The organism is Kitasatospora sp. NPDC034035 (assembly GCF_055575755.1).
In genome coordinates this window covers 56,542-80,178 of record NZ_JBVISA010000009.1, presented here as the reverse complement: position 1 = coordinate 80,178, position 23,637 = coordinate 56,542, and the positions used below count along the sequence as shown (strand labels likewise).

18 protein-coding genes are annotated in these 23,637 nt (G+C 73.3%); 7 read left to right on the top strand and 11 right to left on the bottom strand.

Going from position 1 to position 23,637, the window contains the following annotated elements; translation table 11 throughout:
• Positions 1-107 precede the first annotated feature (107 nt).
• Positions 108-728 carry a TetR/AcrR family transcriptional regulator gene (locus tag ACZ52J_RS15050; RefSeq protein ID WP_360502962.1) on the bottom strand — a complete coding sequence of 207 codons (621 nt, stop codon included), beginning with the start codon at positions 726-728 and terminating at the stop codon, positions 108-110.
• Positions 729-886: 158 nt separating this feature from the next.
• Positions 887-2,485, bottom strand: coding sequence for a 4-coumarate--CoA ligase family protein (locus ACZ52J_RS15045; protein ID WP_465618879.1), 1,599 nt, complete (start codon positions 2,483-2,485; stop codon positions 887-889).
• 211 nt (positions 2,486-2,696) lie between these two features.
• Here ACZ52J_RS15045 and ACZ52J_RS15040 point away from each other — a divergent pair, with 211 nt between their 5' ends.
• Positions 2,697-3,326, top strand: coding sequence for a hypothetical protein (locus tag ACZ52J_RS15040; RefSeq protein WP_465618877.1), 630 nt, complete (start codon positions 2,697-2,699; stop codon positions 3,324-3,326).
• Entirely contained in the window at positions 3,313-4,014 is a 702-nt protein-coding gene (locus ACZ52J_RS15035) for a class F sortase (protein ID WP_465618875.1), read from the top strand. The genes ACZ52J_RS15040 and ACZ52J_RS15035 overlap by 14 nt, the downstream gene beginning before the upstream one ends.
• 22 nt (positions 4,015-4,036) lie before the next feature.
• Here the strand turns inward: ACZ52J_RS15035 and ACZ52J_RS15030 are convergent, their stop codons facing one another.
• The 4 genes from ACZ52J_RS15030 to ACZ52J_RS15015 are packed head-to-tail and all read right to left on the bottom strand — an operon-like array spanning position 4,037 to position 10,654.
• The gene (locus tag ACZ52J_RS15030) at positions 4,037-5,209 is read right to left on the bottom strand and encodes an acyl-CoA dehydrogenase family protein (RefSeq protein WP_360502951.1); all 1,173 of its coding nucleotides are present in this window, start codon (positions 5,207-5,209) and stop codon (positions 4,037-4,039) included.
• Positions 5,210-5,240: 31 nt separating this feature from the next.
• Positions 5,241-7,217 carry an acetyl/propionyl/methylcrotonyl-CoA carboxylase subunit alpha gene (locus ACZ52J_RS15025; protein ID WP_465618873.1) on the bottom strand — a complete coding sequence of 659 codons (1,977 nt, stop codon included), beginning with the start codon at positions 7,215-7,217 and terminating at the stop codon, positions 5,241-5,243.
• Between the two features lie 24 nt (positions 7,218-7,241).
• Positions 7,242-8,840: an acyl-CoA carboxylase subunit beta gene (locus ACZ52J_RS15020; protein ID WP_360502945.1), complete on the bottom strand. Its 1,599-nt coding sequence runs from the start codon at positions 8,838-8,840 to the stop codon at positions 7,242-7,244.
• Positions 8,837-10,654 carry an acyclic terpene utilization AtuA family protein gene (locus tag ACZ52J_RS15015; protein WP_465618871.1) on the bottom strand — a complete coding sequence of 606 codons (1,818 nt, stop codon included), beginning with the start codon at positions 10,652-10,654 and terminating at the stop codon, positions 8,837-8,839. Before ACZ52J_RS15015 ends, ACZ52J_RS15020 begins: the two co-directional genes overlap by 4 nt.
• A gap of 215 nt (positions 10,655-10,869) precedes the next feature.
• Between ACZ52J_RS15015 and ACZ52J_RS15010 the strand changes: the two genes are divergently transcribed.
• Together ACZ52J_RS15010 and ACZ52J_RS15005 are read left to right on the top strand one after the other, a co-directional pair.
• A complete protein-coding gene (locus ACZ52J_RS15010; protein ID WP_465618869.1) occupies positions 10,870-11,283 on the top strand; it encodes a VOC family protein in 414 nt (137 codons plus the stop codon).
• A gap of 168 nt (positions 11,284-11,451) precedes the next feature.
• A complete protein-coding gene (locus tag ACZ52J_RS15005; RefSeq protein ID WP_465618867.1) occupies positions 11,452-13,848 on the top strand; it encodes an ATP-binding cassette domain-containing protein in 2,397 nt (798 codons plus the stop codon).
• Between the two features lie 113 nt (positions 13,849-13,961).
• Here the strand turns inward: ACZ52J_RS15005 and ACZ52J_RS15000 are convergent, their stop codons facing one another.
• The 4 genes from ACZ52J_RS15000 to ACZ52J_RS14985 form a co-directional block, all read right to left on the bottom strand.
• A complete protein-coding gene (locus ACZ52J_RS15000; protein ID WP_465618865.1) occupies positions 13,962-14,486 on the bottom strand; it encodes a GNAT family N-acetyltransferase in 525 nt (174 codons plus the stop codon).
• A 158-nt stretch (positions 14,487-14,644) separates the two neighbouring features.
• A complete protein-coding gene (locus ACZ52J_RS14995; protein WP_465618863.1) occupies positions 14,645-16,513 on the bottom strand; it encodes an endonuclease/exonuclease/phosphatase family protein in 1,869 nt (622 codons plus the stop codon).
• A gap of 236 nt (positions 16,514-16,749) precedes the next feature.
• A complete protein-coding gene (locus tag ACZ52J_RS14990) occupies positions 16,750-17,706 on the bottom strand; it encodes a Gfo/Idh/MocA family protein (protein ID WP_465618861.1) in 957 nt (318 codons plus the stop codon).
• Positions 17,707-17,866: 160 nt separating this feature from the next.
• Positions 17,867-18,409: a TetR/AcrR family transcriptional regulator gene (locus ACZ52J_RS14985; RefSeq protein WP_360502927.1), complete on the bottom strand. Its 543-nt coding sequence runs from the start codon at positions 18,407-18,409 to the stop codon at positions 17,867-17,869.
• 107 nt (positions 18,410-18,516) lie between these two features.
• Here ACZ52J_RS14985 and ACZ52J_RS14980 point away from each other — a divergent pair, with 107 nt between their 5' ends.
• Positions 18,517-18,720 (top strand): hypothetical protein, encoded by a 204-nt coding sequence (locus ACZ52J_RS14980; protein WP_465618858.1) that lies wholly within the window; start codon positions 18,517-18,519, stop codon positions 18,718-18,720.
• A 203-nt stretch (positions 18,721-18,923) separates the two neighbouring features.
• On the opposite strand, the gene ACZ52J_RS14975 is transcribed toward ACZ52J_RS14980, so the two are convergent.
• Positions 18,924-19,835: a LysR family transcriptional regulator gene (locus tag ACZ52J_RS14975; protein ID WP_360502921.1), complete on the bottom strand. Its 912-nt coding sequence runs from the start codon at positions 19,833-19,835 to the stop codon at positions 18,924-18,926.
• 228 nt (positions 19,836-20,063) lie between these two features.
• Here ACZ52J_RS14975 and ACZ52J_RS14970 point away from each other — a divergent pair, with 228 nt between their 5' ends.
• Positions 20,064-21,509: a hypothetical protein gene (locus tag ACZ52J_RS14970; RefSeq protein WP_465618856.1), complete on the top strand. Its 1,446-nt coding sequence runs from the start codon at positions 20,064-20,066 to the stop codon at positions 21,507-21,509.
• A 256-nt stretch (positions 21,510-21,765) separates the two neighbouring features.
• A complete protein-coding gene (locus ACZ52J_RS14965) occupies positions 21,766-23,364 on the top strand; it encodes a TolB family protein (protein WP_465618854.1) in 1,599 nt (532 codons plus the stop codon).
• Positions 23,365-23,637 lie beyond the last annotated feature (273 nt).

Genomic DNA, 23,637 nt, shown 5'->3' with positions numbered 1-23,637 from the left:
GGCCTCGCGGTCCGTGCCGGCCGGGATTCTTCTCCAGACTGCACGGACATCGGCCGCCCGGCGACCCCTTGGTCAGAGGTTCTCCGGCCGCTCCGGGTGTACGGGCGTCATGGGCCTACCGGGCGCAGCGTACTCTCCAGAATGCCCGCCCACTGCCGGATCACTCCGGATCGTCGAAGGCTGTCGTCGGTGAGCAGGTTGGCCAGGCCCAGCCCGCGGGCGAGGTCCAAGGTGGCCTGCACCGATTCGCGCACGCCGGGGCGGGTCTCGTCGGCGTCCAGGAACTCCACGGCGGCCCGGTGGGCCTCCCGGCCGACGTGTCCCTCCAGGGTGATGATCCGCTCGCGCAGCGCCTCCTCGGTGGCGGCGGCGGTCCACAGGTGCAGGGCGGCGCGGAACAGCGGGCCGGTGTAGAGGCGGACGATCATGTCGACCACGGCGCGGGTGCGGTCGGGGCCGGCGGCCGGCAGCTCGTCCGCGTGGGCGCGGACGGCTGCCAGCCGCTCGGCGGTGACGTGCTCGACGGCCGCGGTGAAGAGGTCCTCGCGGGTCGGGAAGTGGTGCTGGGCGGCGCCCCGGGAGACGCCGGCACGCTCGGCGACGACGGTGACGGTGGAGCCGTTCCAGCCGCGTTCGGCCAGGCAGTCCACGGCCGCCGCGAGCAGCCGGGCCCGGGTCGCGCGGCTGCGGTCCTGCTGGGGGGTGCGGGCGGCGGCGTGGCTGGTCATGGCGGCGGGCGGCTCCTGTTCCGGTGGGGGCGCGGCGGGTCGATCCTCACAGACGGGCGCCGGTCTTCGCCCGCCGGGGCCCGGCCCGCCCGGGTCGGCGGCGGGCCCGGTGGGCGGCGGGCCCGGGGCGGCGGCGCACTCAGCCGACGGCGACGCACTCAGCTGACGGCGGCGCGCTCGGCCTCGCGGGCGCGCAGTTCGCGGCGGAGGATCTTGCCGGCCGGGGACTTGGGGACGGCGTCGACGAACTCCACCGCGCGGACCTTCTTGTACGGAGCGACCTGCCCGGCGACGTACCCGGTGACCTCCTCGGCGGTCAGGCCGCTGCCCGGGACGCGGACCACGAAGGCCTTGGGGCACTCGGTGCCCTCGGCGTCCGGGACGCCGATCACGGCGGCGTCGGCGATCTGCGGGTGGCCGAGCAGAACGGCCTCCAGCTCGGCGGGGGCGACCTGGTAGCCCTTGTACTTGATCAGTTCCTTGACCCGGTCGACGATGTGCAGGTAGCCGCGTTCGTCCACATAGCCGACGTCGCCGGTGTGCAGCCAGCCGTCGGCGTCGATGACGGCGGCGGTCTCGGCGGGGCGGCCGAGGTAGCCCTTCATCACCTGGGGGCCGCGGATCAGCAGCTCGCCGCGCTCGCCGGCGCCGAGGTCGCCGTCGGAGCCGTCCAGGGCGGTGATCCGCAGTTCCGTGGAGGGGACCATCCGGCCGACCGAGCCCAGCGAGGGGTCGCCCTCCCGTGGGGAGACCACGTGGGTGACCGGGGAGAGCTCGGTCATGCCGTAGCCCTGGAGCAGGTGCGGCAGGCCGAGGCGCCGGGCGCAGGCGTCGGCGAGCTCGCGGTCCAGCGGGGCGGCGGCGCACAGCAGGTACTCGACGGAGGAGAGGTCGAAGCGCTCCACGGCCGGGTGCTTGGCCAGGGCGAGGGCGATCGGCGGGGCCACCACCAGGGCCTGTACCCGGTGCTCCTCGACGGCGCGGCAGAACTGCTCCAGGTCGAAGCGGGGCAGCACGACCACGGTGGCGCCGCAGCGCAGCGGCTGGTTGAGCAGCGCCGCGAGGCCGTAGATGTGGAAGAACGGCAGGACGGCGAGCACCCGCTCGCCCTCGGCGGGGCGGTAGAGGGCGTCGCACTGGGCGAGGTTGGTGGCGATCGAGCGGTGGGTGAGCATGACGCCCTTGGGCAGGCCGGTGGTGCCGCTGGAGTAGGGCAGCACGGCGACGTCCTCGCCGGGGTCGATCGCGACCTCGGGGGCGGGGCCGGGCGCGGCCAGCAGGTCGGCGAGCGAGCGGTGGCCGTCGGCGCCGTCCAGCACGACGATCTCGGTCAGCGGGTGGCCCTGCTCGGCGAGCAGTTCGGCGGCCGTACGGGCGGTCGGCAGGAACGGGGAGACGGTGACCAGCCGGCGGGCGCCGCTGTCGCGCAGCTGGCCGGCGAGTTCGGCGGGCGTGGCCAGCGAGGAGACCGTGGTCACGGTGGCGCCGGCCCGGGTGGCGCCGTAGTAGGCCATCGGGTAGGTGATCGAGTTGGGGCTGAAGAGGGCGACCACGTCGCCCCGGCGCACGCCCGACTCGGCCAGCCCGGCGGCGACCCGTTCGACGGCGGCGGCGAGCTGCGCGTAGCTGACCCGCTCCCCGGTGAGGCCGTCGATCAGAGCCGGCCGGTCGCCGTACCGGGCCGCGGCGCCGAGGACCGCGTCATGGATCGGCAGGTCGACCACGGGGACGTCCGGGAAATCGCTGCGGAACACCAAGGTAAGCCTCCAGTAAGGAAGTTGACGCGGCAACAAAACCTGCGAGGGCGTGTTCAGGAGCATACGGACAGTCAGGGGGGAGGCTGGGCCATTGTGGGGAACCGGGGGCGGAGCTCGCGTGGCACAGTTGCTCCCGGGGGGCGCCCGCGCGGACGGTGTTGCACCACGGCCGCCCAGCCCAGGGCGGCCTCGGACCCTGGAGCACCCCACCGTGAGCACCACCTCCCCTCCCCTGCCCCCGGCCCGCCGGCTGCTCGCCGCCGCCGGCGCCGCCCTCGCGCTCACCCTCGGCGCGGCGCCGGCCGCGCTGGCCGCGCCGGGCGACAACGGTGACGTCAAGATCCACGACAGCACCACGCCGGTGGCCAGCCAGAACGACGACCCGAAGGTCTGCCAGTTCTACCTGGACGCCTTCAACTTCGACACCGTCACGCTGGTCAACTGGACGATCTCGCAGCAGCCGCCGACCGGCACCGCGCAGGTGCCGGCCGGGTCGATCGTGCTGGCCACCGGCACCGGCTCGACGCAGACGTACAGCCTGCCCGACGGGCACTACAAGCTCGAATGGACGTTCGTCGGCGATAACGGGAACGCGAAGCAGAAGGTCTTCGAGGTTTCCTGCGCCACCTCGTCGCCGTCTCCCTCGACCTCCTCCTCGCCGTCCTCGTCACCGAGCCACTCGCCCAAGCCCGGCCCGCACGGCGGGGTGGGCACCGGCGGTGGCGGCACCTCCGGGGCGAACACCGCCGAGGTGGTCGGCGGCGTCGCACTGGTAGTCGGCGCCGGCGGACTCACCATCCGCGCGATGCGCCGCCGCCCCGGGCGCAATGCCGAGTCCTGACCGCCCCACCCGCGCGCCGCGCGGCGGCCCCCTGCCCTGGCGGGCGGGGGTCGCCGCGCTGGCGCTCGCGGCGTGCGGCGTCTGGCTGGTCCACAACGGCACCACCGGCCGGAACGGGCCACCACTGCCGCCCGCGTCCTCGGCACCCGCCGCCTCGGCACCCGCCTCGCCGGCCGCCGCCCCGACGCCGGCCCCGGTTCCGGCCCCCGTGCCCGCGCCGCCGCTGCCGGCCTCGGTTCCGACCAGGATCCGGATCCCCGCGATCAAGGTCGACGCCCCGGTCACCGGCGTCGGGCTGACCGCCGCCCGGCAGCTCGCCACCCCGCCGATGGAGCAGCGCAACCTGACCGGCTGGTACCGGGACGGCGCCGCGCCCGGGGCCGCCGGGAACGCGATCGTCGTCGGACACGCGGACAACCACAGCGGGCCGGCCGTCTTCTACCGGCTCGGACTGCTGCGCCCGGGCGACACCGTCGAGGTGACCCGCAAGGACCGGCACACTGCCGTGTTCACCATCGACTCCGTCCAGGTGTTCCCGAAGAAGGACTTCCCGGACGCCCTGGTGTACGGCGCCGACAGCGCCGACCGCGCGGAGCTGCGGCTGATCACCTGCGGCGGGAAGTTCGACCGGAAGACCGGGTACGAGTCCAACACGGTGGTGTTCGCCCACCTGTCCTCCTCGCGGTGAGCAGCGGTCACGACGGCCCGGCTCAGTACGACTTCGGCAGGCCGAGGGTGTGCTGGGCGACGTAGTTGAGCACCATCTCGCGGCTGACCGGGGCGACCCGGCCGACCCGGGTGGCGGCCAGCAGCGCGCCCAGCCCGTACTCCTGGGTGAGGCCGTTGCCGCCGAGGGTCTGCACCGCCTGGTCGACGGTGCGGGCGGCGGCCTCGCCGGCGGCATACTTGGCCATGTTGGCGGCCTCACCGGCCGCGAGGTCCTCGCCCGCGTCGTAGAGCAGCCCGGCCTTCTGGGTCATCAACCGGGCCAGCTCGATCTCCACCGCGCACTGCGCCAGCGGGTGGGCCAGGCCCTGGTGGGCGCCGATCGGGGTGGACCAGACGGTGCGGGTCTTCGCGTACTCGACGGCCTTGCCGAGCGCCTGGCGGGCCAGGCCGAGGGAGAACGCGGCGGTGAGGACGCGCTCGGGGTTGAGGCCGGCGAACAGCTGGAGCAGGCCCGCGTTCTCGTCACCGACCAGGGCGTCGGCGGGCAGCCGGACGTCGTCCAGGAAGACCTGGAACTGCTTCTCGGGGGCGACGAGTTCCATCGGGATCGCCCGGTACTCGAAACCCGGGGTCTCGCGCGGGACGACGAACAGGCAGGGCTTCAGCTTGCCGGTGCGAGCGTCCTCGGTGCGGGCCACGAACAGGACGGCGTCGGAGTGGTCGATGCCGGAGACGAACACCTTGCGGCCGGTGAGCAGCCAGTCCTCGCCGTCGCGGCGGGCGACGGTGGAGATCCGGTGCGCGTTGGAGCCGGCGTCCGGCTCGGTGATGCCGAAGGCCATCTTGCGGCTGCCGTCGGCGAGGCCGGGCAGCCAGCGCTGCTTCTGCTCCTCGGTGCCGTAGCGGGCGATCACGGTGCCGCAGATCGCCGGTGAGACGATGAGCAGCAGCAACGGGCAGCCGGCGGTGCCCAGTTCCTCGAGGACGATGGCGAGGTCGGTGATGCCGCCGCCTCCGCCGCCGTACTCGGCGGGCAGGTTGACACCGAGGTAGCCGGCCTTGCCGGCCTCCGCCCACAGTTCGTCGGCGGGCTCGCCGGCCCGGGCCTTGGCGAGGTAGTAGGCGGAGCCGTAGCGACGGCCGAGGTCGCCGACGGCCTGGCGCAGGGCCCGGCGTTCGGGGGTTTCGAGGAGCTGACTGCCGATGGCGGACATGCGGTGGTTCCTTCCTCAGGCCTCTGGGGGCTCAGCCTCTTGGGGGCTCAACCTCTTGGGGGGACTTGACGACGGCCAGCAGGGTGCCGAGTTCGACCTGCCGGCCCGGGGTGGCGCGGAGTTCGACGAGGACGCCGTCGGCGGGGGCGGTGACGCGGTGCTCCATCTTCATCGCCTCCAGCACGAGCAGCGGCTGTCCGGCGGTGACGGTGTCCCCGACGGCGGCGGTGGTGCGCACGACCGTGCCGGGCATCGGGGCGAGCAGGGCACCGGGGTCGGTGCGGACGGTGGGGTCGGGGAAACGCGGGAGGGCGGTGAGCACGCTGCCGCCGGCGGGGGTGTCGACGTACACCCGGTCGCCGTGGCGGGCCACGCGGTAGGTGCGCCGCAGCCCGCCCTCGCGCAGCACGACCCGGTCGGGGGTGGCCTCGACCAGCTCGACGTCCGGGTGGTCCTCGGCCCGCAGACCGGTGCGGGTGAGGCGGTAGCGGACCTCGAACTCGGCTCCGTCGTCCGCCCGGTAGCGCTTGAGCGGCGGCTGGGAGGGCAGGTTGCGCCAGCCGGACGGGAACGCCGCCACCCGCCGGGCGGCGGCGTCGGCGAGGGCGGCGGCCAAGGCGGCGCGTTCGGCGCCCTTGGTGTCCGGCGCGGTGAGCTCGGCGCCGTGCTCGGCCAGGAATCCGGTGTGCAGGCACTCACCCAGGAACGCCGGATGCCGCAGCGCGCGGACCAGCAACTCCCGGTTGGTGGCGGGCCCGTGGATCCGGGCCCGGGCCAGCGCGTCGGCCAGTCGGCGGGCGGCGGCCGCGCGGGTCGGCCCCCAGGCGATCACCTTGGCGAGCATCGCGTCATAGTGCGGGGTGATCTCGCTGCCGGCCTCGACTCCGGAGTCCAGCCGCACGCCGGAGTCCGGGTGGATCCCCCGGCCGGTGAACTGCTGGTGCGGGACGGTGAGTTCGAGGCGGTGCAGGGTGCCGGTGGCGGGCTGCCAGTCCTTGGCCGGGTCCTCCGCGTACAGCCTGGCCTCGATCGCGTGGCCGTGCGTCGCCGGTGGCTCCGGCGGAAGCTTCTCCCCTTCGGCGACGGCGAGTTGGAGCGCCACCAGGTCCAGTCCGGTGACCGCCTCGGTGACCGGGTGCTCCACCTGGAGCCGGGTGTTCATCTCCAGGAACCAGAACCGGCCGTCCTCGGCGAGCAGGAACTCGGCGGTGCCGGCGCCGACGTAGCCGATCGCCCGGGCGGCGCTCACCGCGGCCGCGTGCAGCTCGGCGCGGACCTGCGCCGGCAGGCCGGGGGCGGGGGCCTCCTCGATCACCTTCTGGTGCCGCCGCTGCAGCGAGCAGTCGCGGTCGCCGACCGCCCGGACCGTGCCGTGCGCGTCGGCCAGCAGCTGGACCTCGACGTGCCGCCCGGCGGGCAGGTAGCGCTCGCAGAACACCTCGTCCGAGCCGAAGGCCTTGGCCGCCTCGGCACGGGCGGCCGCCAGTTCGCCGGGCAGGTCCGCGAGGCTCCGGACGACCCGCATGCCCCGGCCGCCGCCGCCCGCCGCCGCTTTGACCAGGACCGGCAGGTCGGCCTCGGTCGGCTCGGCGAGCGCGCCCAGGACGGGCACCCCGGCCTCGGCCATCAGCCGCTTGGCGGCCGTCTTGGAGCCCATCGCGGCGATCGCGGCCGGCGGCGGGCCCACCCAGACCAGGCCCGCGTCCAGCACGGCCTGTGCGAACTCGGCGTTCTCGGACAGGAATCCGTACCCGGGGTGGACGGCGTCGGCCCCGGCCGTGAGCGCGGCGCGGACGATCAGCTCGGCCCGCAGGTAGGTGTCGGCGGGCGCGGCACCCGGCAGCCGGACGGCCGCGTCGGCCTCGCGCACGTGCGGGGCGTCGGCGTCCGGGTCGGAGTGGACGGCGGTGGTCGCGATGCCGAGCTCACGGCAGGTGCGGAAGACCCGGCGGGCGATCTCGCCCCGGTTGGCGACCAGCAGATTGCCGATCGATGTCTTGGAAGTCATTCGTGGCTCCGTCACAGGACTGGCTCACATTCGGAAGACGCCGTAGCCACGCGCGCCCTCGACCGGCGCGTTGTGGATCGCGGACAGGCACAGGCCGAGCACCGTACGGGTGTCGCGCGGGTCGATCACGCCGTCGTCGTAGAGGCGGCCGGACAGGAACACCGGCAGCGACTCGGCCTCGATCTGCTGCTCGACCATCGCCCGGATCGCCGCGTCCGCGTCCTCGTCGTAGGGCTGGCCCTTCGCCGCGGCCGACTGCCGGGCGACGATCGAGAGCACCCCGGCGAGCTGCTGCGGGCCCATCACCGCGGACTTGGCGCTCGGCCAGGAGAACAGGAAGCGCGGCTCGTAGGCCCGGCCGCACATGCCGTAGTGGCCGGCGCCGTAGGAGGCGCCCATCAGGACGGACAGGTGGGGCACCGTGGAGTTGGCGACGGCGTTGATCATCATCGCGCCGTGCTTGATGATGCCGCCCTGCTCGTAGTCCTTGCCGACCATGTAGCCGGTGGTGTTGTGCAGGAACAGCAGCGGGGTGCTCCGCTGGTTCGCCAACTGGATGAACTGGGCGGCCTTCTGGGACTCCGCGCTGAACAGCACGCCCTGCGCGTTGGCCAGGATGCCGACCGGGTAGCCGTGCAGGCGGGCCCAGCCGGTGGCCAGGCTGGCGCCGTAGAGCGGCTTGAACTCGTCGAAGTCGGAGCCGTCGACCAGCCGGGCGATCACCTCGCGCGGGTCGAAGGGCACCTTGAGGTCGCCGGGGACGATGCCCAGCAGCTCCTCCTCGTCGTACCTCGGCGGCTCGGCCAGCGGGTCGGGGCCCGGGCCGGGCTTGCGGTGGTCGAGCCGGGCGACGATCCGGCGGGCCAGCCGCAGCGCGTCCGCCTCGTCCACCGCGAAGTGGTCGGCGAGGCCGGAGGTGCGGGCGTGCATCGCGGCGCCGCCGAGCGACTCGTCGTCGGCCTCCTCGCCGGTGGCCATCTTGACCAGCGGCGGGCCGCCGAGGAACACCTTGGCGCGCTCCTTGACCAGCACCGTGTGGTCGGACATGCCGGGGACGTACGCGCCGCCGGCCGTCGAGTTGCCGAACACCACGGCCACGGTGGGGATTCCGGCGGCGGACAGCCGGGTGAGGTCGCGGAAGAGGGCGCCGCCGGGGATGAAGATCTCCTTCTGGCTGGGCAGGTCGGCACCGCCCGACTCGACCAGGTTCACCAGCGGGAGGCGGTTGTGCAGCGCGATCTCGTTGGCGCGCAGGGCCTTGCGCAGCGTCCAGGGGTTGCTGGCGCCGCCGCGCACGGTGGGGTCGTTGGCGGTGATCACGCACTCGACGCCCTCGATCACGCCGATGCCGGTGACCAGCGCGGCGCCGACCTGGTAGTCGCTGCCCCAGGCGGCCAGCGGGGACAGCTCCAGGAACGGCGAGTCCGGGTCGATCAGCAGCTCGATCCGCTCACGGGCCGGCAGCTTGCCGCGCTTGCGGTGGCGCTCCAGGTACTTGGGGCCGCCGCCGGCCAGCGCCTTGGCGTGCTCGGCGTCCAGGTCGGTGAGCTTGGCGAGCATCGCGGCGCGGTGTTCGGCGTACTCGGGCCCGGCCGGGTCGACGCGGGTGGGCAGGACGGTCACAGCGGCCTCTCCGGGCTGTCGAGACGTACGGTCGGGCTGTCGGGTCGCGGTTCCGAGGTCCGGGGCGGTTCCGGGGCCAGGAACGGTTCCGAGGCCAGGAGCGGTTCCGGGGCCAGGAGCGCCGTCGGGATGTCGAGGTGGCGGGAGCGCAGCCACTCGCCGAGGGCCTTGGCCTGCGGGTCGAAGCGGTGCCGGGCGGCGACGCCCTCGCCGAGCAGGCCGGTGATGGTGAAGTTGACCGCGCGCAGGTTCGGGAGCAGGTGCCGGGTGACGTCCGACTGCTCTGCTTCAGGGAGGAGTTCGCGCAGCCTTTCCACCGTGAGGGCGTGCGCGAGCCAGCGCCAGCCGGCCTCGGTGCGGGCCCAGACGCCGAGGTTGGCGTCGCCGCCCTTGTCGCCGCTGCGGGCGCCGGCCACCAGGCCGAGCGGGGCCCGGCGGGTCGGCCCGGCGGTCAGCGGTTCGGGCAACCGCTGTTCGGCGGTGGTGACTTGGCCGGTGACCGGCGCGGGCGGGACGGCGATCCGGCGGCCGTCCGGCAGGACGGCGGCGTGCTCGACGGTCTTGGCGTCGACGTAGGCGGCGGTGAACACCCCGTACGGCGCGCCCGGTCCGGGTGGGGCGGTGAGGTGGAAACCGGGGTAGCCTGCCAGGCCCAACTCCACTGCTGCCTTGCCGAGTTCGCGGCCGACCCTGGCCGGGTCGGGGTCGCGGGCGGTCAGCCGGAGGAGGGCGGAGGCGGCTTCCTCGGTCGGGGCGTCCGGGTGGTCGGTGCGGGCGAGCGTCCAGCGCAGTTCGGCGGGGCGGGCCTCCGGCGGCAGGGCCGCGGCGAACTGCCGTTGCACCAGGGCGGCTTTGGCCTCGATGTCCAGGCCGGTGAGGACGAACACCACCTCGTTGTGGTGGCCGCCGAGCGAGTTGAGGCCGACCTTCAGCGTGGCCGGCGGGGCCTCGCCCCGTACGCCGTCGATCCGGACCCGATCCGGTCCCTCCTCGGTGAGCCGGACGGTGTCCAGTCGGGCGGTGACGTCCGGGCCGAGGTAGTGTGATCCGCCGGTCTCGTACAGGAGTTGGGCGGTGACGGTGCCGGTGGTGACGGCGCCGCCGGTGCCCGGGTGCTTGGTGATCACGCTGGAGCCGTCGGCGTGCAGCTCGGCGATCGGGAAGCCGGGGCGGGTCACGTCGTGCTCGCGGAAGAACGCGTAGTTGCCGCCGGTCGCCTGGGCGCCGCACTCCAGGACGTGCCCGGCGACGACCGCCCCGGCGAGGGCGTCGAGGTCCTCCGTTGTCCAGCCGAACCGGGCGATCCCGGGGCCGGCGACCAGCGCCGCGTCCGTCACCCGGCCGGTGACCACCACGTTCGCTCCCGCACGCAGACAGGCCGCGATGCCGAAGCCGCCGAGATAGGCGTTGGCGGCCAACAGGCCTGTCGGTAGGCCGAGTTCCTCCCGGCGCGGCAGCAGGTCGTCGCCCTCGACGTGCGCGACGGCCGTCTCGACTCCCAGCCGCCGGGCCAGCTCGCGCAGTTCGTCGGCGAGCCTGGCCGGGTTGAGGCCGCCCGCGTTCACCACGATCTTCACGTCGCGCTCGCGGGCCAGGCCGAGGCACTCCTCCATCTGCCGCAGGAAGGTCCGGGCGTACCCGCGCGACGGGTCCTTCAGCCGGTCCCGCGCCAGGATGAGCATGGTCAGCTCGGCCAGGTAGTCCCCGGTGAGCACGTCCAGCGGCCCACCGGTGAGCATCTCCCGCACCGCCGCGAAGCGGTCCCCGTAGAACCCCGAGGCGTTGCCGATCCGCAGTACCGCGCGTTCGCGCATCAATGCGCCTCCCCTGACGGTGAGTTGGCGGCACTCCCGCACGAGCGCCGTCGGGCAGCAGCGTGGCACCGCCCGAAGAAAAAAGCAATCATGCCTGCTTGTTTTCCTGAGATCACGGCCACCCGCCGCGATCACCCGGCTCCGGTTCGCCGCCCGCGGGGACCGATCAGTTTTCGAGAAGCACCCGGTCGGGGGCCGCGCCTAGCGTTGCGGTCATGAGCGACATCACCATTCACTGGTCCTTCCTTCCGCACACCGACCCCGAGGCCTCCCTCGCCTTCTACCGCGACCTGCTCGGCTTCGAGGTCCGCAACGACGTCGGCGGCGGCGCGATGCGCTGGATCACCTTCGGGGCGCCCGGCCAGTCCGGCGTCTCGGTGGTGCTGGAGCCCCCGGCCGCCGACCCCGGCGTCACCGAGGAGGAGCGCAAGACGATCACCGAGATGATGGCCAAGGGCACCTACGCCCGGCTCGTCCTGGCCACCGCCGACCTGGACGCCACCTTCGACCGGCTGAAGTCCGGCGGCGCCGAGCTGGTGCAGGAGCCCACCGAGCAGCCGTGGGGCCTGCGCGACTGCGCCTTCCGGGACCCGGCGGGCAACATGGTCCGCTTCAACGAGGTGCGCTGAACCGGTCGGCACCCCGACACCAGCCGAAGCCCGGCAGCCGTAGCCCCGACGGGCCCGCCCCCGGCACCGGCCGGACCGGACCCCCTCGATTCTGGTTGGATCGAGGGGTGCACCGCCGACCGTGACCGCGGGGACGGGCCCGCCCGATCGACAGGGAGAGACCGAACGATGCCCAAGAGGACGGACGCGCACCCCGCGTCGCACGCCGCCGACAGCCACGACCTGATCCGCGTCCACGGCGCGCGCGAGAACAACCTCAAGGACGTCAGTGTCGACCTCCCCAAGCGCCGGCTGACGGTGTTCACCGGCGTGTCCGGCTCGGGAAAGAGCTCGCTGGTCTTCGACACCATCGCCGCCGAGTCCCAGCGGCTGATCAACGAGACCTACAGCGCCTTCGTCCAGGGCTTCATGCCCACCCTGGCCCGCCCCGAGGTGGACGTCCTCGAGGGCCTGACCACCGCGATCATCGTCGACCAGCAGCGGATGGGCGCCGACCCGCGCTCCACCGTCGGCACCGCCACCGACGCCAACGCGATGCTGCGCATCCTCTTCAGCCGCCTCGGCACCCCGCACATCGGCTCGCCCAAGGCCTTCTCCTTCAACGTCCCCTCGATCAGCGGGGCAGGCGCGGTCACCGTCGAGCGCGGCGGCAAGACCGTCAAGGAGCGGCGCAGCTTCAGCATCACCGGCGGCATGTGCCCGCGCTGCGAGGGCCGGGGCAACGTCTCCGACATCGACCTCACCCAGCTGTACGACGACAGCAAGTCGATCTCCGAGGGCGCGATCACCATCCCCGGCTGGAAGACCGACAGCTGGTGGACCGTCGGCATCTACGCCAACTCGGGCTTCCTCGACCCGGACAAGCCGATCCGCAAGTACACCAAGAAGGAACTGCAGGACTTCCTGTACCGGGAGCCGACCAAGGTCAAGGTCAACGGCGTCAACCTCACCTACGAGGGCCTGATCCCCAAGATCCAGAAGTCGATGCTCTCCAAGGACAAGGACGCGCTGCAGCCGCACATCCGCGCCTTCGTGGAGCGCGCCGTCACCTTCACCACCTGCCCCGACTGCGAGGGCACCCGGCTCAGCGAGGCCGCCCGCTCCTCCAGGATCGCCGGGATCAGCATCGCCGACGCCTGCGCGATGCAGATCAGCGACCTCGCCGCCTGGGTCCGCGGGCTCGACGAGCCCTCGGTGACGCCACTGCTCACCACCCTGCGGCAGACCCTCGACTCCTTCGTGGAGATCGGCCTCGGCTACCTCTCGCTGGACCGCCCGTCCGGCACGCTGTCCGGCGGCGAGGCGCAGCGGGTCAAGATGATCCGCCACCTCGGCTCCTCGCTCACCGACACCACGTACGTCTTCGACGAGCCGACCACCGGCCTGCACCCGCACGACATCGACCGGATGAACAAGCTGCTCCTGCGCCTGCGCGACAAGGGCAACACCGTGCTGGTGGTTGAGCACAAGCCGCAGACCATCGCGATCGCCGACCACGTGGTCGACCTCGGCCCCGGCGCCGGTACGGCGGGCGGCACGGTCTGCTACGAGGGCGGTGTCGACGGGCTGCGGAGCAGCGGCACCGTGACCGGCCGCCACCTGGCCGACCGGGCCCCGCTGCGGGAGAGCGTGCGCAAGCCCACCGGGCACGTTGAGATCCGGGGAGCGAACACCCACAACCTGCGGGACGTGGACGTGGACGTGCCGCTGGGGGTGCTCACGGTGGTGACCGGGGTGGCCGGTTCCGGCAAGAGTTCGCTGATCCACGGCTCACTGTGTCGACAGTCGGGGGCTGCGGGCGAGGGCGTGGTCTCCGTCGACCAGGGCGCGATCAAGGGCTCGCGGCGCAGCAACCCGGCCACCTACACCGGGCTGCTCGAACCGATCCGCAAGGCCTTCGCCAAGGCCAACGACGTCAAGCCGGCCCTGTTCAGCGCCAACTCCGAGGGTGCCTGCCCGACCTGCAACGGCGCCGGGGTGGTCTACACCGACCTGGCGATGATGGCCGGGGTGGCCACCACCTGCGAGGACTGCGAGGGCAAGCGGTACCAGCCCGCCGTGCTGGAGTACCGGCTGGGCGGCCGGGACATCGCCGAGGTGCTGGCGATGTCGGTGACCGAGGCCGAGGAGTTCTTCGGCTCGGGCGAGGCCAAGCTGCCGGCGGCGCACCGGATCCTGGAGCGGCTGGCGGACGTCGGGCTCGGCTACCTCAGCCTCGGCCAGCCGCTCACCACGCTCTCCGGCGGCGAGCGACAGCGGCTCAAGCTGGCCACTCACATGGCGGACAAGGGCGGCGTCTACGTCCTGGACGAGCCGACCACCGGCCTGCACCTGGCCGACGTCGAGCAACTGCTCGGGCTGCTGGACCGGCTGGTCGAGTCCGGCAAGTCGGTCATCGTGATCGAGCACCACCCGGCGGTCATGGCGCACGCCGACTGGATCATCGACCTCGGCCCGGGCGCCGGCCACGACGGCGGTCGAGTGGTCTTCGAGGGCACCCCGGCCGACCTGGTCGCCGCCCGCTCCACGCCGACCGGCGAGGCCCTGGCCGAGTACGTCGGCTGAGACGCCGAGTACGTCGGCTGGGACTGTCGCAGGGCGGCAGCTGGGACTGTCGCAGGGCGGCGACTGGGGCTGGGCTGTCGCAGGAGGTCGGCTGAGGCTGCCGCAGGGCGGCATCAGCCCAGCGGGAGGGCCATCTCCAGGATCCGCGCCGAGGCGTCCAGCACGTACGGCGTCTCGCCCCCGGTGTACGCGAACCCGCGCCGCAGGTAGAAGGCGGCGGCGCGGGGGTTCGCCTCGTGCACCCCGAGGAGCATCCGGTCGGCGCCCAGGCCGCGCGCCCAGGCGAGGGCCGCGTCCAGCATGGCGTCCGCGACGCCGCGCTCGCGGCCGCGGTGCGCCGGGTCGACCCAGACGCCGATCAGGTCGACGGCGCCGGGCTGCTCCTTGGTGACGACCGACAGCATCGTGCCGACCCACTCCCCCTCGGCGTCGACCGCGACCAGGCCGACCTTGTCGGGTTCGTTGACCCAGTTCGTCCGGGCCCGCCAGTTGCCCTCGCCCTGGTGGCTCGCGTACTCGTGGGTCTCGCCGAACGCCATGGGCGTGTCGAGGAGTTGGGCGAGGCGCACCTCCCGCAGGCGCTGCCAGTCCTCGCGGCCGATCCGCTCGATCCGGTACTGCACGTTCTCCCCCGTCACCCGGGCCGTCACAACGACGCTGCCTCCGCCACCGGTGATCACCGGTGGCGGAGGCAGGATAACCGCAGCTCACGCCGCGATGCGCACGACGGCCCGCACTGCGGCTCGCATCACAGCCGGCACTGCGGCTCGCATCACAGCCCGTGTCACGGCCCGCGTCACGGCTTGATGCGGACCACCTGCGGGTCGTGGTCGCTCGCCTGCTGGGCGAACTCGGAGTTGATGTGGACCACGTCGTACTTGGCGTAGCCGACCTCGGGGCTGACCAGGATGTGGTCCAGCACCTGGGAGTTGCCCTGGTAGACGTAGGAGTACTGCTCGGTCTCCGGCAGCTCGTTCACCAGGTCGCGCAGCACGCCGCCCTTGGTGAGCGTCGCCAGGGCGGGCGAGAACTGGTAGTCGTTGAAGTCGCCGAGGGAGACGACCTTGGCCTCCTTGTCGGCGGCCAGCAGCTGGGAGAGGAAGGCCTGCTCGACGGTGGCCTGCTTGACCCGCTGCACCTCCGAGCTGCGGGTCGGCTGCTGGAACCGGCTGTCGATGCCCTGGTCGCCGCCCTTGCTGTTGAAGTGGTTGGCGATCACGAAGACCTTCTGGCCGCGGAAGACGAACTGGCCGACCAGCGGCTTGCGGCTGTTGGTCCACGCCTCGTCGCCGGGCTGGATCCGGCCGGGCGAGGCGGTCAGCGCGGCGGCGGCGCCGGTGCCGGTGACGCCGACGGCGGTGGTGGCGTTGCCGCCCGCGATGTCGGTGAAGGAGACCCGCTGCGGGTTGAACAGGAAGACCTGGCGGATGTTGCCGCCGGGCTCGCCGCCGTCCTTGCCGTCCTGCGGGTCGATCGAGCGCCAGTCGTAGGCCGGGCCGCCGGCCGCCTTGATCGCGGCGATGAACTTGGCGACGGTCTGGCTCGCGTCGACCGTGCCGTCGTTCTTGGAGCCGTTGTCGTCCTGGATCTCCTCCAGGGCGACGATGTCGGGCGAGCGCAGGTTGGTGACGACGCCCTGGGCCAGCTGGGCGAACTTGGCGTCCGGGTTGTTCGGGGCCAGGTTCTGCACGTTGTAGGTGGCGAGGGTGAGTTCGCGGTCGCTCGCCTGGGCGGTGACCTCGCGCTGGAGGTGGTTGTCCTTCAGCGTTCCCACGGTGCCGGCGACGAGCGTGTAGCCGCCGAAGTTGTTGTAGTCCAGCGGGCCGGTGGTGGCGCCGGTCAGCTCGTCGCCGACGTTGGCCACCGGGAAGGGCTGCTGGGAGACCGGCGCCTGCTGCTGCACCATCAGGCGGCCGACGTTGGGCTCGCGGTAGGACTCGTACAGGACGCCGCCGCGCTTGCTGCGCTGGTCCTGGCGGTCGGCGGCGACCCACAGCTCGTTGTACTGGTCGGTCGCCTGGACCACCCGGACGTCCTTGACCTGGACGAGCATGCCCTCCAGGGACTCGTAGAAGTCCAGGGCGTACTTCTCCGGGTCGAGCTTCACGGCGTCGATGGTCCCGTCCGCGCCGGCCGCCGGGGAGTAGGTGCCGGGGATGTTGCGGGTGTCCACGACCACGGGGGCGGGCAGCGGGTTGCCGGCGGAGACAACCGTGATGCCCGGGGCGGAGATCTCGGTGACGGACTGCGAGCCGCCGGAGTAGCTCGGGTAGTACTCGGTGACCTTGCCGCTGACCAGCACCGAGTCGCCGACCTTGACGGTCGGGTTGCCGCCGGTGAAGACGAAGATGCCTTCGCTGGTGGCCGGGTCGGCGTCCGGGTTCGGGTCCTGGATCCAGAAGCCCTTGGAACTGCCGTACGCGCGCACGCCGGTGACGATGCCGGGCACGCCGGTGACGGGCTTGCCGGCCTGCGGGGATATCCGGGTGGTGCCCTGGACGTCGTGGATCCGCAGCGGGCCGGCCTCGGTCGGGGCGGGGGTGGCGGCGCCGGCGGCGTTGGCCACCGGGAGCGGGACGAGCACCAGCGAGGCGGCGAGCGAGGCCGGGACGAGGGCGGCGCGCAGCAGGGTTCTGTGCGGGCGGGATGCGGGGGCGGTGGTCACCGGGGCAGGTCTCCTAGCTCCGTCGTGCGGCACGGTCGTGGCACGGCGGTCCGGGCGGAGGCGCGGTCGAAGCGCGCGCTACTCGCGTAGAGGAAGAGCAGGGGACGGACGCCCGCCCCCCGCGGCGCCCCTCAAGATACGCGCGTAGAAAAAGCCCCGACAAGACCTCGTCAGTGAACTGTCGGTTCCGCCCAGGTGACTTGACCGACGGTCAGCCCGGCCTGCTCACAGCCTTCTCACAGCCCGCTCCCGGCGGACTCCCAGGAAGCCTCGACGCGCTCCACGACCAGCTCGCACAGCTCGTGGGTGCGCAGCGCGTCGTGGGCGTCGAGGGTCCGCCCGGCGCGGACGGCGTCCAGGAATGCGAGCACGCACTGCTCGATGCCGCGCTGGCGGGCGACCGACACCCAGTCGCCACGGCGGCGCACGGTCGGCTGGCCGCGGTGGTCGATCACCTCGGCCAGGTTGTGCACCTCGCGCTTGGAGTCGCCGCCGGAGACCTCCAGGACCTCCTCGGTCGAGCCGGAGACCCGGTTCATGATGCCGAGCGCGGTGAAGCCCTGCCCGCCGAGGGTGAGCACCACGTGCTCGACCAGGCCGTTGCGGCTGCGGGAGCGGACGTCCACGTGCTCGATCTCGCCGGGGACGAGGAAGCGGAGCAGGTCCACGACGTGGATGAAGTCGTCGTAGACCAGGGTGCGGGCCTCCTCGGGCAGACCCTCGCGGTTCTTCTGCAGCACGATCAGGTCGCGCGGGCGCTCCTTGGCCTGGACGTAGCCGGGCGCGTGGCGGCGGTTGAAGCCCACCATCAGCGAGCGGCCGGTGCGGTCGGCGAGGTCGACCAGTCGGCGCGCGCCGTCGAGGGTGTAGTCGAGCGGCTTGTCCACGTAGACGTCCACCCCGGCGGTGAGCAGCCGCTCGACGATCGGGACGTGCTGGTCGGTGGCGGCGTGCACGAAGGCGGCCCGGATGCCGGAGCCGATCAGCGCGCCGAGGTCGGTGAACCGGCGCTCGGCCGCGATCCGGTACGCGTCACCGATACGGTCCAGCTTCGCCCCGTCCCGGGTCATCAACCGCAGATCCAACCCCGGCAACCCGCCCAGAACCGGCAGATACGCCTTCTGCGCAATATCACCGATCCCGATGACCCCGACCGGAAGAAGGCCGCTGTCGGGAACAGAGGTCGAACTCATCGGATTCTCCACACGCACGTCGACACCATCACCCCCACTCTATTCACCGGCTCCCGCACGCCACCAACCCGTCACAGTGCTTCACATGGGAGACACCGGACGCCGGGACACCCGTCGAGTGGGCTGGTGGGTCAGCAGGGCCCGGCGGTGCGGCCGGGGCTCAGGCGGCCAGCAGGGATTCCGCGATGCCGCGGGCCCGCCAGGCGGCGTCCGCGGTGCCCTCGCGCAGGGCGGTGACGATGGCGCCGTCCATCAGCAGGGCGAACTGCCGTGCGCGGCGGTCCGGTTCGGGGATGTCCGCGTCCCGCATGAGCTGCTCGACCAGCTCGATGACGCGCCTCTTGTGCAGCGCCGCCATCTCGCGGGCCGGGCTGGCGCGGTCGGCGATCTCGGTCATCGTGTTGATGGCGACGCAGCCGCGGTAGTCCTGCGCGGCGAACCGTTCGGCCAGCGCGTCGAAGACGTTGAGCGGGTGGCCGCCGTGGGCCGCGACCCGCTCGGAGAGCCAGGCGCGCCACCGCGCGTCCCGGCCTTCCAGGACGGCGGTCACCAGGGCCTCCTTGCCGGCGAAGTGCCGGTAGAAGGAGGCCCGGCCCACACCGGACTCGGAGAGGATGCGCTCCACGCCGACCGCGTGGATCCCGTTGGCGTAGAAGAGGGACTCTGCCGTGCTCAGCAGGCGCGCCCGTGCGTTGACTGCCATGGAGGCGATCCTAACCGCTCTTGACGCCAAACGGCACCGGTCGGTACCGTCCTCCAGTCGGTACCGATCAGTACCGTTTTTGCGGGACATTCGTACACGGGGGACGCATGAACGAGGACTGGGCCGAGGCCGCCGTCGAACTGGTCGCCGGCTACACGGTGGTGAACGCGGACGGTGAGGCGGTCTCCTCGGTGCCCAAGGCGCTGGTGGCCTTCCAGGGCGGCTTCGCCAAGCTGCGCCTGCCCGACACCGAGACGGTGCAGGTGGTCTCCGCCCCCGCCGTCCGCCTGATCACCCTCACGACCGGGTGACCCCGGCGGTCGGGCCCTCCGACCGCCCCCACCGACCAGCGGCTGCACGGCCGCCCGGGCCGGGACGCCACGCCACCTGCACACGGCGCGGCCGCCCGACCCGGGACGCCGAGCAGCCGCACATCCCTTTCCGGACCCCTCGCTGACGGACCCTCCCGCTTTCCGGACGCCCCGCCACAGCCCCCGCCACAGCCCCCGCCGCGCTACGCGCCCGCGGCGGCCGCCTCGGCGAGGGCGTCGAGGACCGGGCGGATCAGCGGGTGCCCGTCGGCGCCGGCCCGGACAGCCGCGAAGACCCGACGGGTGGCGAGCTCGCTGTCCACCGGGCGGACGGCCACCTGGCCGAGGTCGACGCCGCGCAGCGCCGAGCGCGGGACGAGGGCGACCCCGGCGCCCGCCGAGGCCAGCGCCACCACGGCCCGGAAGTCGTCCGAGGAGTGCAGCAGCCGCGGCTGGAACCCGGCGTGCTCGCAGGCCAGCAGGACCACGTCGTGGCAGGGGTTGCCCGGGTAGGGGCCGATCCAGGGCTCGTCGGCCAACGCGGCGACGGCGAGCGGTCCGGCCTCGCCGGCCAGCCGGTGGCCGAGCGGCAGGACGGCCTCGAAGGGCTCGGCGTACAGCGGCACCCGGGTGAGCCGCGCGTCGTCGGCGCGCAGAGCGCCGCGGTACTCGACGGCCACCGCTAGGTCGGCCCGCCCCTCCAGGACCATCGGCAGGCTGGCGTCGCCCTCGGCGTCCAGCACCTTGAGCCGCACCCCCGGCGCGCGCTCGCCGAGCAGGCCGATCGCGGGGGCGAGCACCAGCCCGATGCCGGTGGCGAAGGAGGCCACGGTGACCTCGCCGGAGACGCCCGCGCTGTAGGCGGCGAGGTCGGCCTCGGCGCGTTCCAGCTGGGCGAGCACGACATCGGCGTGGCCGAGCAGGATCTCCCCGGCGGCGGTCAGCCGCACACCCCGGCCCTCGCGGGCGAGCAGGTGGTGCCCGGTCTCCTGCTCCAGGGCGGCCAGCTGCTGGGAGACCGCGGAGGGGGTCAGGTAGAGGGCGGCCGCCGCGGCGGTCACGGTGCGGTGGTCCGCCACGGCCCGCAGGGTCCGCAGCCGTCGTGCGTCGATCACAAGCCAATTCTGCCAGCGCGGCGGACCGGACCGGGCGGGCCGGGGTTCCCGACCGGAAGGATCGGCCCGCGGCGGGAGCGCGAGGTCGGACGGAGGTACCACCGGTGACGTATTTCCGGACGAGATCGCTTCACTTCGTTGACCGCCGGGCCGGGCGGCGCTTGGCTCGTGCCCAACGGGCCGCGGGGGTCGAGCGGGCCCGGCACCGTCATCTGGGGAGGATGATCGATGACCACCGCACGCACCCGCCGCCGGCTGGCCCGCGCCGCCTGCGTCCTGGCCGCCGCCACCGCGGTCGGCGCCGTGATGCCCGCCGCCGAGGCCCGGCCGCCCAAGGGCGATACCGCCCGGGTCAGCGAGGGGCCCAAGGGCGAGGGGCTCGACGGCGACTCCTACGGCCTCGGGCTGACCTCCGACGGCCGCTCCGTGCTGTTCAGCTCGACGGCGACCAACCTCGTCCCCGGTCACACCGATGCCACCGAGGGCCTCTACGTCAAGGACCTCCGGAACGGGCACGTCCACCAGGTCGACCTGGCCGACGACGGCTCCCGGCTGGACGCGAGCGTCTACGACGCCTCGATCAGCGGCGACGGCCGGTACGTGGCGTTCAGCACCGCCGCGACCAACGTGGTGCCCGGCCAGCAGAAGCACGAGTACGACGTCTTCGTCCGCGACCGGTGGACCGGCCGCACCGAGCTGATCAGCGCCGGCACCGGCTCGACGTCCGACGACCAGTCGATCCGCAGGGCCATCAACCCCAGCCTGAGCTGGGACGGCCGCTACGTGGCCTTCGCCTCCGACCGCACCGACCTCGGGGCGACGGTCAAGCGCGGCAAGGTGAACGTCTACGTCACCGACCGCTGGACCCACACCACCCGGCTGATCACGGTCGGCGCCGACGGCACGCCCGCCGACCAGAACTCCTTCGAGCCGACCCTGAGCGCGGACGGCCGGACCGTCGGTTTCACCTCGCGCGCCGGCAACCTGCTCCCACCCGGGCAGGACCCCGCCGGCACCTCCGGCACCTCCGCCGACACCTCCGGCACCTCCGACCCGGCCGACGACGCCACCGCACCCGCACCCGCAGCCACCACCGGCGCGCAGCCCCGGCTGGCGGTGCCCCGGTTCTACCCCTTCTACGTCTGGGACGCCCGCACCGGCCGGATCAGCGGCGCCAGCTACGACGAGACGGGGGCCTTCCGGGCCTCCGGCCAGGACGGCCGGATCAGCCCCGACGGCCGCTACGCCGTCTACAGCGTCCCCCAGCCCGGCGGGCGGCCCGGCTCGCACGGGGTCCACCTGGTGGTCTACGCCCGCGAGTTGGCCACCGGCACCGTCACCCGGGTCAGCACCCCGCTCCCCGGCACCACGACGGACCTCTCCTCGTCCGAGCCCGTCATGACCTACGACAGCCGCTGGGTGTACTTCACGTCCGACGTCGAGACCCTGGTGCCGGACGACACCAACCAGCAGACGGACGTCTTCCGCCGCGACCTGTGGACCGGACGCACCGAGCGGGTGAGCCTCACCCAGGACGGTTCGCAGAGCACCGCCTCGTCGTTCACGCCGTCCGTGGACGCCTTCGGGGGCACCGTGGTCTTCAACGCCACGGACGGCGACCTCGTCCCGGGCGACACCAACAACCTCACGGACGTCTTCCGGCGCCGCCTCTGACGACACCGGCTTCGGCGGCACCGGCGTCGATGGCACCGACGTCGATGACACCGGCTTCGGCGGCATCGGCGTCGATGGCCTGATCCGATGCCGTCGATGGCCTGACTCCCTTGCGGGATACGTCCGTTGACGTATTTTCCGCCGAGATCACCCCCGGCCGTTGACCGTCGCGCCCTCCCGGCGATTGGCTCTCCAGGAGCCCGTCGTCGGGAGGGAGCCCGGCGGCAGGGGCGATCACTGGGGGAGGACAACACCCATGACCCGCAACACCCGAACCACCCGCAACCGGTGGTTGGCCGGCAGCGGCAGCATCCTGGCGGCCGCCGCCGTGCTGGCCACGGTCGCCGTTCCGGCCCAGGCCGCCCCGGCGCCGCGCGGCACCGTCCAGGTCAGCGTCGGGCTGAACGGCGCCGTGCCGGACAACCAGTCGTGGAGCAAGGGGATCAGCGCGGACGGCCACTACGCCCTGTTCACCTCCTGGGCCACGAACCTGGTGTCCCAGCCCGCGAAGAGCGGACGCGACGCCTACGTCCGCGACCTGCGGACCGGCGGCACCGAGCGGGTCAACCTGGCCGACGACGGCTCGGTGCTGAACGGCTTCACCGACTACGTCGCGATCAACGCCGACGGCCGCTACGTCGTCTTCGAGAGCGACGCCGACAACGTGCTGCCCGGCCTGCCGGTCCAGGGCCGGACCGAGGTGTACGTCCGCGACCGCAAGACCGGCCGCACCGAGCTGGTCAGCGGCGGGCTCACCAGCACCGACACCGACAAGTTCCACGCCTCGTACGCGCCCTCGATCAGCGCGAACGGCCGCTACGTGGCCTTCGTGTCCTCCCGGACCGACCTCGTTCCGGGCCTCCAGGGCGGCGACCCCTCGCTCGCCAGGCCGTACACCTGGGACTACAACATCTACGTCACCGACCGCTGGACCGGGAAGACCCGCCTGGTGTCCCTCGGCGTGGACGGCAAGCCGGGCGACAGCATGTCCCTCAACCCGACGATCAGCGCGGACGGCCGCACCATCGGCTTCACCTCCTTCGCGTCCAACCTGCTGCCGGCCGAGCAGACCCCGGCCCTCGCCGCCCCGGCCGCCGAGGCCGCCACCGCCACCACCACCGCCACCGCCACCGCCACCACCGCCGCCGGGCCCGCCGCGCCCGCCGACGTCGAGCTCGCCCCGGGCACCGCCCCGGCCCTGCCCCGCGGCGCCCGGGAGGGCCTGGCGCAGCCGAACCTGGCCCGGCCGACCACCGGCGCCTACTACACGTACGACGTGCAGTCCGGCCACATCTCCGCCGCGAGCCTCGACCTCGACGGCAAGCTCGGCTACGCGAGCTTCGACGCGACGATCAGCCCGGACGGGCGGCGCGCGGTGTACGGCCTGCCCGAGCCCGGCGGGTCGACCGACGGCCACCGGTACCACCTGGTGCTGTACGTCCGGGACCTCAGGAAGGGCACCGTGACGAAGGTCAGCGGCGGTCTGCCCGGCACCACCTCGGTCGGCACCTCCGACCACGGCAGCATCACCGCCGACAACCGCTGGATCTACTTCTCCTCCGCCGCCGACAACCTGGTGGCCGGCCCGCAGCACCCGGGCTGGGACGTCTACCGCCAGGACCTGCGCACCGGCCGCACCGAGCGGGTCGCCACCGCGCCGGACGGCTCGTTCGGCGACGGTTCCTCGGTCGACCCCTTCGTGGACGCCCACGGCGACACCGTGGTCTTCGGCTCGACCAGCGGCAACCTGGTCACCGGCACCAAGGGTCCGGCGGCCGGCGGCTACCAGGTCTTCGCCCGCCCGTCCGGGCACCACGGCGACGGGGACGACGACCAGGGCCAGGACGACGACTGATCCCGCCGACCCGGCCGCTCCCGCCGACCCGGCCGATCCGGCTGCTCCGGAAACCGCGAACGGGGGCGGGACGTCGGCCGGGCCGGCGTCCCGCCCCCGAAGCGGGAGGGTGGGGCGGATGGTCTGGTGAGCCGTGCGGCGGAGAGGCATCGACGCGCCTCCGCCGCACGGCGGTCGTGAGCCCGCGGGCCGGTCCGGTTCCGAGCGGACCGGCCCGCGGGCAGTCTCGGTGGGGTTGCTCCCCCAGCGGGTAGCTCCCCGGCGGGTAGCTCC

Bases quoted from the DNA above. Each gene is read 5' to 3' on its own strand.
- ACZ52J_RS15050 (WP_360502962.1), bottom strand. From the start codon at position 728: ATGACCAGCCACGCCGCCGCCCGCACCCCCCAGCAGGACCGCAGCCGC.
- ACZ52J_RS15030 (WP_360502951.1), bottom strand. From the start codon at position 5,209: ATGTCCGCCATCGGCAGTCAGCTCCTCGAAACCCCCGAACGCCGGGCC.
- ACZ52J_RS15035 (WP_465618875.1), top strand. From the start codon at position 3,313: ATGCCGAGTCCTGACCGCCCCACCCGCGCGCCGCGCGGCGGCCCCCTG.
- ACZ52J_RS15025 (WP_465618873.1), bottom strand. From the start codon at position 7,217: ATGACTTCCAAGACATCGATCGGCAATCTGCTGGTCGCCAACCGGGGC.
- ACZ52J_RS14990 (WP_465618861.1), bottom strand. From the start codon at position 17,706: ATGAGTTCGACCTCTGTTCCCGACAGCGGCCTTCTTCCGGTCGGGGTC.
- ACZ52J_RS15010 (WP_465618869.1), top strand. From the start codon at position 10,870: ATGAGCGACATCACCATTCACTGGTCCTTCCTTCCGCACACCGACCCC.
- ACZ52J_RS14965 (WP_465618854.1), top strand. From the start codon at position 21,766: ATGACCCGCAACACCCGAACCACCCGCAACCGGTGGTTGGCCGGCAGC.
- ACZ52J_RS15005 (WP_465618867.1), top strand. From the start codon at position 11,452: ATGCCCAAGAGGACGGACGCGCACCCCGCGTCGCACGCCGCCGACAGC.
- ACZ52J_RS14970 (WP_465618856.1), top strand. From the start codon at position 20,064: ATGACCACCGCACGCACCCGCCGCCGGCTGGCCCGCGCCGCCTGCGTC.
- ACZ52J_RS14985 (WP_360502927.1), bottom strand. From the start codon at position 18,409: ATGGCAGTCAACGCACGGGCGCGCCTGCTGAGCACGGCAGAGTCCCTC.
- ACZ52J_RS14980 (WP_465618858.1), top strand. From the start codon at position 18,517: ATGAACGAGGACTGGGCCGAGGCCGCCGTCGAACTGGTCGCCGGCTAC.
- ACZ52J_RS15015 (WP_465618871.1), bottom strand. From the start codon at position 10,654: ATGCGCGAACGCGCGGTACTGCGGATCGGCAACGCCTCGGGGTTCTAC.